This is a genomic window from Paraburkholderia fungorum (assembly GCF_003610895.1).
GTDB classification, from domain to species: domain Bacteria; phylum Pseudomonadota; class Gammaproteobacteria; order Burkholderiales; family Burkholderiaceae; genus Paraburkholderia; species Paraburkholderia fungorum_B.
In genome coordinates, this window is sequence record NZ_MCAS01000068.1 from 122,636 (window position 1) to 136,270 (window position 13,635).

The 13,635-nt window shown below is 62.6% G+C and carries 12 protein-coding genes; 5 read left to right on the forward strand and 7 right to left on the reverse strand.

The genetic code is table 11. The features are described 5' to 3' along the window. Positions 1 to 2 precede the first annotated feature (2 nt). The 4 genes from cyoA to BCY88_RS37560 form a co-directional block, all read right to left on the reverse strand. On the reverse strand, positions 3 to 896 hold the full coding sequence (gene cyoA / locus BCY88_RS37545) for a ubiquinol oxidase subunit II (protein ID WP_120349130.1): 894 nt from the start codon (positions 894 to 896) through the stop codon (positions 3 to 5). A 295-nt stretch (positions 897 to 1,191) separates the two neighbouring features. Beyond that, on the reverse strand, positions 1,192 to 1,638 hold the full coding sequence (locus BCY88_RS37550) for a PPC domain-containing DNA-binding protein (RefSeq protein WP_120349131.1): 447 nt from the start codon (positions 1,636 to 1,638) through the stop codon (positions 1,192 to 1,194). After that, on the reverse strand, positions 1,635 to 2,168 hold the full coding sequence (locus BCY88_RS37555; protein WP_120349132.1) for a PCC domain-containing protein: 534 nt from the start codon (positions 2,166 to 2,168) through the stop codon (positions 1,635 to 1,637). Before BCY88_RS37555 ends, BCY88_RS37550 begins: the two co-directional genes overlap by 4 nt. A 178-nt stretch (positions 2,169 to 2,346) precedes the next feature. Further along, entirely contained in the window at positions 2,347 to 3,246 is a 900-nt protein-coding gene (locus BCY88_RS37560) for a LysR family transcriptional regulator (RefSeq protein ID WP_120349133.1), read from the reverse strand. A gap of 202 nt (positions 3,247 to 3,448) precedes the next feature. Here BCY88_RS37560 and BCY88_RS37565 point away from each other — a divergent pair, with 202 nt between their 5' ends. After that, entirely contained in the window at positions 3,449 to 4,591 is a 1,143-nt protein-coding gene (locus tag BCY88_RS37565; RefSeq protein WP_120349134.1) for a sigma-54-dependent Fis family transcriptional regulator, read from the forward strand. A gap of 74 nt (positions 4,592 to 4,665) precedes the next feature. Here the strand turns inward: BCY88_RS37565 and BCY88_RS37570 are convergent, their stop codons facing one another. Beyond that, the gene (locus BCY88_RS37570; protein WP_120349135.1) at positions 4,666 to 5,571 is read right to left on the reverse strand and encodes a DMT family transporter; all 906 of its coding nucleotides are present in this window, start codon (positions 5,569 to 5,571) and stop codon (positions 4,666 to 4,668) included. Between the two features lie 163 nt (positions 5,572 to 5,734). Here BCY88_RS37570 and BCY88_RS37575 point away from each other — a divergent pair, with 163 nt between their 5' ends. Next, positions 5,735 to 6,529 carry an AraC family transcriptional regulator gene (locus tag BCY88_RS37575; protein WP_183081547.1) on the forward strand — a complete coding sequence of 265 codons (795 nt, stop codon included), beginning with the start codon at positions 5,735 to 5,737 and terminating at the stop codon, positions 6,527 to 6,529. Between the two features lie 73 nt (positions 6,530 to 6,602). On the opposite strand, the gene BCY88_RS37580 is transcribed toward BCY88_RS37575, so the two are convergent. Continuing rightward, a complete protein-coding gene (locus BCY88_RS37580) occupies positions 6,603 to 8,201 on the reverse strand; it encodes an acyl-CoA synthetase (protein WP_120349136.1) in 1,599 nt (532 codons plus the stop codon). A 67-nt stretch (positions 8,202 to 8,268) separates the two neighbouring features. Then, positions 8,269 to 9,435: an acetyl-CoA acetyltransferase gene (locus BCY88_RS37585; protein WP_183081548.1), complete on the reverse strand. Its 1,167-nt coding sequence runs from the start codon at positions 9,433 to 9,435 to the stop codon at positions 8,269 to 8,271. A 399-nt stretch (positions 9,436 to 9,834) separates the two neighbouring features. Here BCY88_RS37585 and BCY88_RS37590 point away from each other — a divergent pair, with 399 nt between their 5' ends. From BCY88_RS37590 to BCY88_RS37600, 3 genes are all read left to right on the forward strand, one after another. After that, positions 9,835 to 10,854 carry a TRAP transporter substrate-binding protein gene (locus tag BCY88_RS37590; protein ID WP_120349137.1) on the forward strand — a complete coding sequence of 340 codons (1,020 nt, stop codon included), beginning with the start codon at positions 9,835 to 9,837 and terminating at the stop codon, positions 10,852 to 10,854. A gap of 6 nt (positions 10,855 to 10,860) precedes the next feature. After that, positions 10,861 to 12,741, forward strand: coding sequence for a TRAP transporter large permease (locus tag BCY88_RS37595; RefSeq protein ID WP_120349138.1), 1,881 nt, complete (start codon positions 10,861 to 10,863; stop codon positions 12,739 to 12,741). 91 nt (positions 12,742 to 12,832) lie between these two features. Then, the gene (locus BCY88_RS37600; RefSeq protein ID WP_259461651.1) at positions 12,833 to 13,633 is read left to right on the forward strand and encodes an SDR family NAD(P)-dependent oxidoreductase; all 801 of its coding nucleotides are present in this window, start codon (positions 12,833 to 12,835) and stop codon (positions 13,631 to 13,633) included. Positions 13,634 to 13,635 lie beyond the last annotated feature (2 nt).

Below are 13,635 nucleotides of genomic sequence, written 5' to 3' on the forward strand. Positions count from 1 at the left end.
TGTTACCCCTTCGTACTGCAATTGCTGTTCCGCAGATCAAGAACGTGGCCGTTGTTGTACTTCGCAATGATGTTGTTAAACAGCTTCGGATCGACCGAGGAGAAATAGCGCACCGGCGCCTTCTCGCCCGGCTGCGCCACCATGCTGTATTCGTTCATGTCGAGCCGGTCTGACGACGCCTTCACCTTTTCCACCCACGCGTTGAACTGCTCCGGGTTGACGGCGAGCGCACGGAACTTCATGTCGGAGAAGCCCCGGCCGCTGTAATTAGCCGATACGCCCGCAAAATCACCGGCCTCGTCCGCGATGAGGTGCAGCTGCGTTTGCATGCCCGCCATGGCATAGATCTGGCTGCCCAGTCGCGGAATGAAGAACGAGTTCATGACCGAGTCGGACGTGATCATGAAATTGACGGGCGTACCCACCGGGAAAGCCAGTTGATTGACCGATGCGATACCGAGATCCGGATAAATGAAGAGCCATTTCCAGTCGAGCGCCACTACTTCGACATTGATCGGTTTCACCGCCGACTCAATGGGCTTGTAGGGATCGAGCTCGTGCGTGGTCCTCCACGTCAGAATGCCAAGGCAGAGAATGATGATGGACGGTACAGTCCAGATGACCACTTCGATCGCCGTTGAATGCGCCCATTTCGGCGCGTACGTGGCATGGCGGTTGCTCGCGCGATAGCGCCACGCGAACCACAGCGTCATCAGAATGACCGGGACCACGACAATTAACATCGTGAATGTTGCCGTGCCAATCAGCGATTTTTCGGCGACACCAATGCTGCCCTTCGGGTCAAGTACATCGAGGTTTCCGCATCCGGAAAGGCACGCGCTCAGCACGGCCGCAATAGGTATCGACGCCCGGCTATGGGCTCCCTTTTTCTTCATCTTGTCCGGCTCTCATAGAACTTTCGGCTAAATTCGCTGCGCCCATTGCAACATGGGACACGCACCCAGAATGCGCATGCCGCAGGATTCTACGAAAGACGGAGGGAGTGAAAGTTGATCCCAGGTAAGAGAACCGCACAGAAATCGTGTTTTTTGGAAAAGAATTGTCAACGCCCCAAAATTGACTTCCTATGGGGCGTTGCCAGGTTCAGTCTCGACACATTTGAATTGGAAATTTCTGTCAGATCACAGAGAGCAAGCTTTGCTTCGCCATACGAATTGTTTTATTTTTTCTTCAAACGGTTCCTGCCGGATCTTCCGCGTTCGCTAGCCACTCCTGGAGCGTCACCTCCACAGTGATGAACGACAGATTCGTGCCGCGCACCACGCGCCCGGCAAACACCTGGCTGTCCGTGCCGGACAGAATCGCCGTAAGCTCCGTCGTGCCTGTATCGTCACGACCCGGCACGGCACACGCAACTTCGCCGAACAGCCCCACGATCTCGACGCCCGGTCCTTCGACGACCTGCGTGATCGCCCCGGCGCCCGTGCCACTGGCCAGATGGCCGTCAATCAGACTGCCGACCGCGCTGCGCACCACCGCGCGGCCGATGCCGTACTGCGCGCACAGCCGCTCAAGCGATTCGACGATGTCTTCATTCGGCTTCAACCGTGCGATCAGCGTGCGTCCGTAACTGCCGGCTTCGAGTTTGACCTCCGACGAGTTGGATAGCGAAGTCATGCGGCATCCTCCATCGTCGGTCCGAACAAGGTGTAGCGGGTTTCCTCGTCGACGTATTGCGTGAAGCCACCGTGTGCAAACGCGCAGAGCCGCAACACCAGCGGCTCGCGGCCCACCTCCAGGCGATCGAGAATCACGTGGCCGCCGTGCAGCCGCCCGTCACCGCCCACGAACGCACCGTGGCAATGCAGCGCGACGCTGCCCGCACGGTCCTTACCGATCGTTACCGCGCCGTGAAGCAACGCGACTTCGTGGTTCTCCATGTTAGGGGTGCCGTAGATGTAAGGCCGCTCGCCTTGCGCGGCCTTGATGACGACGTGGTACTGCAGCGCGCGCGCCGAGCCGCTACAGATCCGGCCAGTCGCGCCACAGAAACCGTGCTGCAACATCAAGTCGCGCAGCACCGTGCCGGCGTTGCATCCGCTGGGTATTTCAACGCGCAGTTCGCGCGGTTCCCGCACTACCGTGGCCAGCACCCGCGGGTGAGCGGCTGCGCCTGGATGGCGGAAAGCTTCTGTCTTTGACGTCATGGAAGGGTCAGGTAAATTACGACACCCGTTCTTAGCAACTTCAATGCCATTGGAACGCGATGCGCAACGCACACGGCCCGGCAGGCCTCAGCGCGGATGAACCTGCCGGCCGGTGCGCAACATCTGTCGCGCGCGCTGCTACAGGTGTCGTGCGTATGTCATGCAGCCGGGCTGCGCGCTAGCTGCCTGATCGCGTACCGACCAAGCCCAGTTGCGCGGCGATATCGACAAACCGTGCCACGCACGGATTCAAGGTATCGGGACTCCACACCAGCGCCACGTCGACATAAGGCGCATGCTGCAACGGCACGAACCTGACGTTGTCCGCGTGCGTGCTGCGCATCGAGCTATGCACGAGCGCAACGCCGAGTTGCTGCGCGACGAGGTTCACGATGGTCTGCTGGAAATTGGTTTCGAGGCGGATACGTGGCGTAAACCCCGAACGCCGGCAATGTTCGACGATCGTGTTGTAGATGAACGGCGAAGCTGCATGCGGAGAGATGATGAACCATTCGTCGCGCAACTCGGCAATGGAAATCGCCGCCCGTGTCGCAAGCCGGTGTCCTTCGGGCAAGGCGGCGACCAACTGCTCGCTGAAAATCGTGCGGGTCTCCAGTTCGACTGCGGAGTCCGACGGATACATGATGCCGACATCGGCCTTGCCGGCGCGAATCTCGGCCACCAGCAAGGTGGGAATGCTTTCGCTGAGCTTCAGCTCGACGCGCGGAAAGGCCGATGCGTACGCCCGCGTCAGCGCCGGCACGATGCTGTACGCGGCCGCGAACATGAAGCCCGCCATCAGCGTGCCCTCCTCGCCGAGGTTGGCGGCACGCGCATGGCCGCGCGCCTGGTCGACGGTCGCCATCACCGTCTTGGCGTCGCGATAGAAGCGATGCCCCGCTGCCGAGAGCCGCACGCTGCGGCGCGTGCGATCCAGCAGCACGACGCCCAGTTCCGCCTCCAGCAAGGCAATCTGCCGCGACAGCGGCGGCTGCGAGATATTGAGCAGTGCCGCCGCCCGGCCGAAGTGCAAGGTCTCCGCAAGTACGACGAAATAACGTATTTGCCTCAGCTCCATGCCAGCCCCAAGTCCGCCCAAAGTCCGCAAAAGGAATTCGACTTATACCTTACCGGTATCAGTCGTCGCATCATAATGTATTGGAGACTATTAATGAATCGCACTATGCTTGGTTTCGGAGACAAACCGCTGGCAGTTTTTCCGATCCGCCGGGCCACAAGCCGGGCCGATCCTGCCAATCAGATACATAAAGAGAGATGCCATGACCGCCCACGACCCGTTGGACCGCGCCCGTGCAGACTCATCTCGCTCATCGGGGCTGCCACTTGGCCAACTATGCGGCGACGATCCTACGATGCTGGCCACGCTGGCGCGTGCCCGCCTGCTCATCGACCGGCAGCTTCCCATTCTGATTCTCGGTGAAACCGGCACCGGCAAGGAATATCTCGCGCGTGCGCTGCACGGCTACAGCAACCGCCGGCAGGCAGCGATGGTCTCGGTGAATTGCGGCTCGATCCCTGAGAATCTGATCGAGAGCGAACTATTCGGCTATACACGTGGCGCGTTCTCCGGCGCACTGTCGACCGGCATGAAGGGCAAGGTCGTGCTTGCGCATCGCGGCACACTGTTCCTCGATGAAATCGGCGATATGCCCGCAGCGCAGCAAACTCGCCTGCTGCGCGCGCTGTCTGAGCGCGAAGTGACACCGATCGGCTCAGCCCAACCGATCGCGGTCGACCTCCAGCTGATCTGTGCGACGCATCAGAATATCGAATCGCACGTCGAAGCAGGGACGTTCCGCGAAGATCTCTATTACCGGATCGCGGTGGGCATCGTGCATCTGCCGCCGGTGCGCGAACGGCACGACCGCGCATGGCTGCTGCAATCGATCCTCGAACGTGAAGCACCGGGCATGACGCTCGAGCGCAACGTCGACAGCGAAGCACGCGAAATTCTGTTGCACTGCAAATGGCCGGGCAATCTGCGGCAGATGCGTGCCGCACTTCAGTATGCCTGCGCGGTGAAGAGCGGCGACCTGATTCGCGCGGGCGACCTGCCGGCCAATGTGCAACCCGGTAAAGGCGTGAGCAGCCATATCGGTCTGCGCTCGACGTATCACGCCGCGTTTCAGGCAACGCCGCAACCGTTCGCCGCCTCACGGGAGAGCGGCGGGCACGCCACCTCGCATAGTGCGCGGTTCGCAGACGCGTCACGCCTGCCCGTCGCGCCGCCCAGCGAGCGCGACAACATTCTGCGCGCGCTGTCCGCCAGTCGCTGGAATATCTCAGCCGCGTCGCGCGAACTCGGTATTTGCCGCGCGTCGCTCTATCGCAAGCTCAGGCAGTTTCGCATTCCGCACGTGCGTGACCTGGGCAGCGACATGCTGATGGCGGATCACGGCTGAGTGGATGCCTCGACACGGCGAGGCGGCGACGCGTCCGCCGGAACACGCGCGCCGTCGAACCCTATCGCGATGGTTCATTCCCGCGCCGTGGCCGCTTCCGCCGCAGGCCGTTTGAACATTTGCGCAACGATCACGCCGACGAGCGCGGTACCGCCGCCGAGCACGTGATACATATGCAAGGTTTCGCCGAGCATCGCAATGGCGATCAACGCGGTGGCGATCGGCAGCACGTTCATGAATAGCGCGCACCGATTCGGGCCGAGATGCTTGACGCCCTGCATCCAGAGAAACGGCAGCACCACCGAGGCCAGCACGCCGGCATACAGGATCAGCGGCACGCTCGCGCGCGTCGGCACAGCTTCGGCGGCCGGCAGGCGCAGCAGCATCGGCAGCATGAACAGCAACGCGAACAGCGCCTGCAGGTAGGTGGATTGCCACGACGGCAACCCCACGTGCCAGCGCTTGAGCAACACGCCGTACAGCGCATACGCAAGCGCGGCGAAAATCATCAGCAGATCGCCGAGATGTGCGCCATTGGCAAGCAGCATTGCCGGATTGCCTTGCGTGATCAGATACACCACGCCGGCCAGCGACAGAATCCCGCCACCCACCATACCCGTGGTTGGCGCTTCGCCGAGCAGCAGCGTGCTGGCGACCATCGTCATCAGCGGCACGAGCGCCGTGATGATCGACATGTTGGTCGCCGTGGTGGTCTTGGCCGCTTCATACGAGAGACTCTGGAACAAGGCCATCGCGAGAAAACCGAGTACGGCGAGCTTCGGGAGTTGCGGCACGATCGCCGCCCGATTGCGCCAGGCGGGCTTCAGTGTGAACAGGCTCATCAGCGCGACCGCGAGCAACAGACGGTAGAACGTGATCGCCGACGGGTCGATGGTATGGGCGGACAGCTTCGACACGATGACATTACCGGCCCACAGCAGGATTGCCACAAAGGGAAACAGGAAATACGATTTCTTCATATCACGCTCTGGCTGATTGTCGACAAGGAATCGGGGGCTCCGAAGTGACATGCATTCTTGCGCTCGCACGCAAGGTCCGTCTCACGCCAAAAGGTCTTTATCTGTCGCGAAACGGTCAACCATCCGATAAAGGGCAACACCACGAATGAACGCGCGAACTCCAATGCCCGCGGCACACCACACTGAAACGCCCACCGCACCCGGCGCGCATGTGCCGTTCGAGAGCACGCCCATGCCGGTGTCGGCCATGGCCGCGTGGTATCCGCACGGCACCGTGATTGCGCCGCACCGTCATCGGCGCGCGCAATTGCTCTATGCGATCGAAGGCGTGATGCTGATCGAATCGGCAACCGGCTCGTGGGTCGTGCCGCCCACGCGTGGCGTATGGCTCGAACCCGAGGTCGATCATTCGGTGCAGATGAGTGGCGATGTGAAAATGCGCACGGTGTTCGTCGAACCCGGCGCGACCGCGCATTTGCCCACTCGCAGTTGCGTGGTCGAAGTCCATCCGCTGTTGCGCGAGCTGATACTCGCGGCGATCGACGTGCCGCCGGACTACACCGACGGCTCGCGCGACGATCATTTGATGCGCCTGCTGCTGGCGGAGTTGAATGCGGTGCCGTCGCTGCCGCTCTATTTGCCGTGGCCAATCGATCAGCGCTTGCGCGAGGTATGCAACAGCCTGTTCGCCGCCCCCGACGACAATCGCACCATCGGTGCATGGGCCAGCACGCTCGATGTCTCCGAGAAGACGTTTCACCGCTGGTTTCAGCGCGAGACCGGCCTGACGTTCGGTCGCTGGCGTCAGCAGGCGCGGCTTCTGCTGGCGCTCAAGCGCCTCGCGCATGGCGAGAAGATCATCGCGGTCGCGCTGGACCATGGCTACACGAGCCAAAGCGCTTTCGCGGCGATGTTCAAACGGCATTTCGGCGTGGTGCCGTCAGCGTTTTACGCGTAGCTCTTGTTGCCGCCCGGCGCGACACCAGCAGACGGTAGACCGCAGATGGCGCGCCGGCAAGCTCAAGAACACGTCAACGGGCCGCCATCCCCTCCGCCGTCACCGCTTCTTGCGGCGCAGCCAGCAAGGCCTTGATATCTTTCTTGACGATCTTGCCGTAGGCGGACTTGGGCAACGCCTCCCAGAACACGCAACGTTTAGGCCATTTGTAGCGCGCGAGATGCGGTTCGAGATGCGTCAGCAAGGCGTCCTCCTCGAGCGCCCAGCCTTCGCGCCGCACCACTACCGCAACGCCGACTTCCCCCCACTTGGGATCCGGCATGCCGACCACCGCGACCTCCTGGACGGCCTTGTGCGTGAGAATCGCTTCTTCGACTTCGCGCGGATAAACGTTCGAACCGCCGGAGATGTACATGTCCGACGAACGTCCGGTGATGTACAGGAAGCCCTGTTCGTCGAGATGCCCCAGATCGCCGGTATGGAACCAGCCGTGGCGGAAGGCCTTTTCGTTCGCTTCTGCATTGTTGTAATAGCCGACGAATACCGCCGGGCCGCGCACGCAGATTTCGCCGCTCGCACCCGCCGCGAGGCGATGGCCCTCGTGGTCGAGGATGCCGATTTCAATGCCGGTTCGCGCGTAGCCACAGGTGCCGACGCGGCTGTTGGTGGCCTGGTCGTCGGCGGTATGCAGCGAAGGCGGCAGCACGGTAATGTTGCCGGTCACTTCGCCCAGCCCGTAGTACTGCACCAGCACCTTGCCCAGCTTGCGCAGCGCATGCTTCTGGTCCTCGCGATACATCGGAGCGCCGGCATAGATCATGTATTTCAGCGAACTGTGATCGTAACGGTCCACCGATTCGTGCTCCGTCAGCATCTTGACGATAGTCGGAACGGTGAACATGTTATCGATACGATGTTCCTGCACCAGCGCCCACGCTTCTTCTGCGTCGAGCTTCTCCGAGGCCGGCAGGACGCTCGCCGCCGCGCGCGCGACGTTGACCATCGCGTGAATGCCCGCGCCGTGCGATAGCGGCGCCACCACCAGCGAGCGCGATTCGTGCGTCAAGCCGGGCATCAGATCGGCAATGTGGTTGGTCAGTACAAACGCCATCTGCCCATGCGTTAGCACACCCGCTTTCGGGCGCCCGGTGGTGCCGGACGTATAGAAAAACCACAGTGGGTCGTCGCGGTCCACGTCCACCGCGGCGAACGGCGGTGCGTCCATCTGTTGCGCGAGCGTCTCGTAGGCGAGTTCGCCCACCCGCGGCGTGCCGATCGCGATCACATGCTGCAGGGCGGGCGATACCGCGCGCACCGCATCGACGTGGGCGTCGAAACCGGCTTCGTAGATCATGGCCGCCGCACCGCTCGACTCGCCGAGATATGCCGCTTCCGCCGCGGTAATCCGGCAGTTGGTCGGCACCCACACGGCACCGAGTTTGAACGCGACCCACGCGCTTTCGAAAAGCGCCAGGTTGTTGCGAGAATGCACGAGAATCTTGTCGCCCTTGCCGATGCCGAGCCGGCTCAAACCGTGCGCGACCGCGTCGACGCGCGCATTGATGTCGTGCCAGCTCACGCTGCGTTCGGCGTGAATGAAGCCGGGTTGATCGGCGTGACGCCGGGCTGCGTCGGTCAGCAGATTCCCGAGGTTCATGACGGTGGTCAGCATAAGCCAGTGCTTTGAAGAAAGAGAAGGGAAGAGACACGCATGGTGAGTCCGGGTGATGGGATGCCTTTCAGCGGCGTGCTTCGAGAATGCTCAGATAATTGGTCACGGCCGCGCCGCCCATGTTGAAAACGCCGGCCGTGCGCGCATTTGGAATCTGCATCGCACCGGCCTGGCCGCTGACCTGCATCGCCGCCATCACGTGCATCGATACGCCGGTCGCGCCGACCGGATGCCCCTTTGCCTTCAGTCCGCCCGATGCATTGACCGGCAAACGCCCTTCTTTCGTGGTGACGCCGTCAAGAATCACGCGCGCGCCTTGCCCCGGCTCGGCGAGACCCATTGCTTCGTACTCGATCAGCTCGGCGATCGTGAAGCAATCGTGCGTTTCGACCAGCGAGAGATCGTCGAGCGTCATGCCGGCTTGCGCCAGGCCTTGCTGCCACGCGCGCCGCGCGCCTTCGAACGCGATCGGATCGCGCCGCGACAACGGCAGGTAGTCGCTCACCTGCACCGTCGCGCGAAACTCGACCGCGTGACGTGCACGCCGCGCGATGTCCGGTGACGCAATGATCAAGGCAGCCGCGCCGTCCGAGATCATCGAGCAGTCGGTACGCTTCAGCGGCCCGGCGACGAACGGGTTTTTCTCCGACGGCGTGCGGCAAAAGTCATAGCCGAAATCGCGCCGCATGTGCGCATACGGATTCGACACGCCGTTGTGATGATTCTTCGCGGCAATCGCCGCCAGCGCGTCCGACTGATCGCCATAGCGATCGAAATACGTTTGCGCGAGCTGACCGAAGATGCCCGCGAATCCGCCGGGTACGTCCGCCTCCTCGCTCGCATACGAGCACTTCTGCAGGACCTTGCCAACTTCGGCGGTCGGCAGGCTCGTCATCTTTTCGTAGCCGATCACCAGCGCGCACGCGGAACGTCCCGAGCGCACCGCATCGAGCGCGGAGTACACCGCGGCCGAGCCGGTCGAGCACGCGTTTTCGCAGCGCACGGTCGAGGTGAAGCGCATTTCGGGAATCGCGTTGAAGACGAGCGCCGACGGAAAGTCCTGGTAGACAAACCCGCCGTTAAACGTGCCCACGTGAATCGAATCGATCTGACCGGCTTCGACGCCGGCATGGTCGAGCGCGCCGAGCGCGGTGTCGGCGATCATGCGCTCGATGTCCAGCGCGTCGAGTTTGCCGAACGGGATATGGCTCCATCCGATGATGGTCGGTTGCATTGCGAACAACTCCTTGGCTTGGGAATGAAGGCTCTTTAGACGGCTCTTAATGCAAAAGCCAGGCCAGGCCGCCCCCTCGATCACGACCACGATCCAGCCGGCAACAGCACGCGTGACGCGAAATGCCCCGCCAATGCGTGGCAAGCCAGGCAACGGCGGCTAATCCCGCGCTCACCCCACGCTCGAACCCGCCGCTCCACGCCCCGCCCACGTGCGACACAAAGCATGCGACAGGTGTCGCATTCGCTCGACACCTGCACGGCGTCCGCAGCCTGGCAATAACCCGCCCTTACCGCCTTGACGCTAATACCCATCAGGCTCCCGTCGAATGGCATCCAATTTGCTTTGAGCTATCCGCCAGCCCTCGAAGCGGCAAACATAAAACCCAGGAGACAGACGATGAGCGTTACCACCCGGCGCGACTTTCTCAAATGCGCTTCTCTTGCCGCCGCGGCGTCGTTCGCCGGTCTGCACGGCCGCTCCGCGCACGCCGCCGAATTCACCCTCAAGTACGCGAACAACCTGCCCGCCACCCATCCGATGAACATCCGCGCGAAGGAAGCCGCGGCGCGCATTGCGTCGGAAAGCAAAGGGCGGGTCGATTTTCAGGTGTATTCGAACAACCAGCTGGGCAGCGATACCGACATGCTCTCGCAGGTCCGCTCGGGCGCGATCGACTACTTCACGCTGTCGCCGCTGATTCTGGGCACCCTCGTGCCGGCCGCGCAGATCACCGGCGTCGGCTTCGCGTTCAAGGACTACGACCAGGTGTGGGCCGCGCTCGACGGCGCACTCGGTGCGCGCGTGCGCCAGGAGATTGCGAAAACTTCGGTGTTCGCGTTCGACAAGATCTGGGACAACGGCTACCGCCAAACCACCACCAGCACCAAACCCATCCACCTGCCGGGCGACCTGAAAGGTATCAAGCTGCGCGTGCCGATGAGTCCGATCTGGACCTCGATGTTCCAGGCACTCGGTGCGTCGCCGGCCAGCATCAATTTCTCCGAGGTGTATTCGTCGCTGCAAACGCGGGTTGTGGAAGGTCAGGAGAATCCGCTCGCCACCATCACCGCAGCCAAGCTTTACGAGGTGCAGAAGTATTGCTCGATGACCAATCACATGTGGGATGGCTTCTGGTTCCTCGCGAACAAGCAATCGTTCGCACGTCTGCCGAAAGACCTGCAGAGCATCGTGCAGAACGCCGTCAACGATGCGGCCATGCAGGAACGCGCGGACGTCGCAAAGTTGAACGCCTCACTGATGCCCGAGCTGAAAGCGAAGGGCCTGCAGTTCAACGACGTCGACATCAATGCGTTCCGCAGCCAGTTGACTTCAACAGGGTTCTACGCCGACTGGCACAAGAAGTTCGGCGACGACGCGTGGACCGCCCTCGAAAAATACACCGGCAAGCTCGCCTGACGCGCCATGCATCTGACCTTGACGAAGAAACTGGAAAACGACGGCTGGCTCGCGCGCGGCCTGACGACGGCCGTCGATTGGGTGATGCACGGCGTAGGCGCGGTGGCGGCCTGCCTCGTGGTCGCCGAGACGGTGATTCTGCTATGCGGCGTGATCTTTCGTTATGGGCTGAACCAGCCGCTGATCTGGTCCGACGAACTCGCGTCGATCCTGTTCAGCTGGCTGGCCATGCTCGGCGCGGTGCTCGCCTTGCATCGCGGCACGCATATGCGCCTCACCGCGATCGTCACGCGTTTGCCGGAGAAGTGGCGCGGCTGGCTCGAAGCGGTCAGCGCGCTCACGGTCTGCACCTTCGTCGCGCTGATCATCACGCCGGCCATCGAGCACATGAACCTGCAGATGCCGGTCAGCACGCCCGCCCTGCAGTTGCCGGACGGCTGGCGCTGCGCCGCGTTGCCGGTCGGCGCGGCGTTGATGCTGATGGCGGCGCTCGCCCGTATCGCGCGTGAAGTGAGTCCCGCACAGTTCGCGGGCGCCTTGCTCACCGCGGGGGCGATCGCCGCCGCGTTGTGGATCGCGCAACCTTATTTGCTCGCGCTCGGCAACCTGAACCTGATCGTGTTCTTCGTCGTGCTGGTGGGCTTGTGCGTGGCGGGCGGCGTGCCGATCGCATTCAGCTTCGGCACCGCGACGCTTGCCTATCTGGTGCTGATGACGCATGCGCCGCTCGGCATTGTTGTGAGCCGCATGGATGAGGGGATGGCGAACCTGGTGCTGCTGTCGGTGCCGCTCTTCGTGCTGCTCGGCGCGTTGCTTGAATTGAGCGGGCTCGCGCGTTGCCTGATCGACTTCATGGCCGCGTTGCTCGGCCACGTGCGCGGCGGTCTGCAATACGTGCTGCTCGGTGCGATGTTTCTGGTGTCCGGTATCTCCGGCGCGAAAGCGGCCGACATGGCGGCCATTGCACCGGCGCTGTTCCCGGAAATGCAGCGGCGCGGCGCGAAACCCGAGGAACTGGTCGCACTGCTGTCCTCAACCGGCGCGATGACCGAAACGATTCCACCGAGCCTCGTGCTGATCACGATCGGCGCGGTGTGCGGCGTGTCGATCACCGCGCTGTTCGTTGGCGGGATCATGCCGGCCGTGGTCGCGACGATCGCGATCGGCTTCGTCTGCTGGCGGCGTGCGCGGCACGAACCGGCGAGCAACAGCACGCGCGCGCCGTTACGCACCATTTTGCGCACCTTCGTGATCGCCCTGCCCGCGCTCGCGCTGCCGATGCTGATTCGCGTGGTGGTGATCGAAGGCGCGGCCACGGCCACCGAGGTGTCGACCATTGGTATCGCGTACACGCTGATCGCTGGCGTGCTGTTGCATCTGTGCGGACGCCGGATCGAATGGCGCCGCTTCTATTCCCTGCTGCTCGACACCGCCAGTTTGTCGGGCGCCATTCTGCTGATCATCGGTCTGGCCACCGCGATGGCATGGGCGCTCACGCAATCGGGCTTCTCCGCCTCGCTGGTGGCGGCGATGGAACAGATACCGGGCGGTCCGCGCGCGTTTCTGTGCGTGTCGATCGTGTTGTTCGTGGTGTTCGGCAGCGTGCTCGAAGGGATTCCCGCGATCGTGCTGTTCGGCCCGCTTCTGTTTCCAGTGGCGCGAGCGCTCGGCATTCATGACGTGCACTACGCGATGGTCGTGATCCTGTCGATGGGCCTCGGCCTGTTCGCACCGCCAATGGGCGTGGGTTTCTATGCAGCGTGCGCGATCGGCAAAGTGTCGCCGGATCGGGTTGTGAGCCGCGTATGGGGTTATCTCGGCGCGCTGTTCATCGCGCTGCTGGTGGTCGCCTTCGTGCCGTGGCTGTCGATTGGATTCCTGACGTGAATGCGCATTGATGCGCGTGCTTCGAAGTCTTTTTTCAAAGCTTGTTTAAGCCGATTTCTTTCCGCTGTTTCCGATCATTCGAGAGTTCGCTGTGAATCTGAATACTGAAACTTCCCGCCGTACCCCGTCTGCCCTCACTCATCCGCGCGTCGCGCTTGTCACCGGCGGCGGTGCGGGCATCGGCGCGGCCATCTCGCAGCAGCTTGCTGAAGCTGGGCATATCGTCTTCATCGGCGACATCAACGCGCATACCGCGAACGATCTCGCCGGTTCGCTATGTGCCGCCGGTCACGAGGCATATGCCGTGCAGCTTGACGTGTCGGTGCCCGCATCGATCGACGCCGCGTTCGACACCATCGAGAGCCAGTTCGGCCGCTGCGACATTCTGGTGAACAATGCCGGCATCGCGAAGACATTTCCTTTTCTCGACTACCCGGTCGAGCATTGGCGCAAAGTCTTCGACGTGAACGTCACCGGGCCCATGCTGTGCGGCCAGCATGCCGCGCGGCTGATGCGCAAGACCGGCTGGGGGCGGATCGTGAATATCGCCTCGGTCAGCGGCTTGCGGGCAAGTTCGGGCCGCACCGCCTACGGCACGTCGAAGGCCGCGGTGGTTGGACTCACTCGACAGATGGCGATCGAGCTCGCCGAATACGGCATTACGACCAACGGCGTCGCGCCAGGACCGATCGACACGCCGATGACGCTCGATCTGCATTCGCAGGTCGCACGCGACAACTACACGCGCGCGGTGCCGGCGAAGCGCTACGGCGTCCCCGCGGAAATCGCCGCCGTAGTCCAGTTCCTGTGCTCCGAGCAAGCGTCGTATGTGAACGGCCAGACCGTGCCGGTGGATGGCGGCTTCATGGCGGCGGGGGTATTGGAGATCTAAGG

Excerpts from the sequence above, each read along its gene's own strand:
- BCY88_RS37550 (WP_120349131.1), bottom strand. The coding sequence starts at position 1,638 with ATGACTTCGCTATCCAACTCGTCGGAGGTCAAACTCGAAGCCGGCAGT.
- cyoA (WP_120349130.1), bottom strand. The coding sequence starts at position 896 with ATGAAGAAAAAGGGAGCCCATAGCCGGGCGTCGATACCTATTGCGGCC.
- BCY88_RS37595 (WP_120349138.1), top strand. The coding sequence starts at position 10,861 with ATGCATCTGACCTTGACGAAGAAACTGGAAAACGACGGCTGGCTCGCG.
- BCY88_RS37575 (WP_183081547.1), top strand. The coding sequence starts at position 5,735 with ATGCCCGCGGCACACCACACTGAAACGCCCACCGCACCCGGCGCGCAT.
- BCY88_RS37560 (WP_120349133.1), bottom strand. The coding sequence starts at position 3,246 with ATGGAGCTGAGGCAAATACGTTATTTCGTCGTACTTGCGGAGACCTTG.
- BCY88_RS37580 (WP_120349136.1), bottom strand. The coding sequence starts at position 8,201 with ATGCTGACCACCGTCATGAACCTCGGGAATCTGCTGACCGACGCAGCC.
- BCY88_RS37555 (WP_120349132.1), bottom strand. The coding sequence starts at position 2,168 with ATGACGTCAAAGACAGAAGCTTTCCGCCATCCAGGCGCAGCCGCTCAC.
- BCY88_RS37585 (WP_183081548.1), bottom strand. The coding sequence starts at position 9,435 with ATGCAACCGACCATCATCGGATGGAGCCATATCCCGTTCGGCAAACTC.
- BCY88_RS37590 (WP_120349137.1), top strand. The coding sequence starts at position 9,835 with ATGAGCGTTACCACCCGGCGCGACTTTCTCAAATGCGCTTCTCTTGCC.
- BCY88_RS37565 (WP_120349134.1), top strand. The coding sequence starts at position 3,449 with ATGACCGCCCACGACCCGTTGGACCGCGCCCGTGCAGACTCATCTCGC.
- BCY88_RS37570 (WP_120349135.1), bottom strand. The coding sequence starts at position 5,571 with ATGAAGAAATCGTATTTCCTGTTTCCCTTTGTGGCAATCCTGCTGTGG.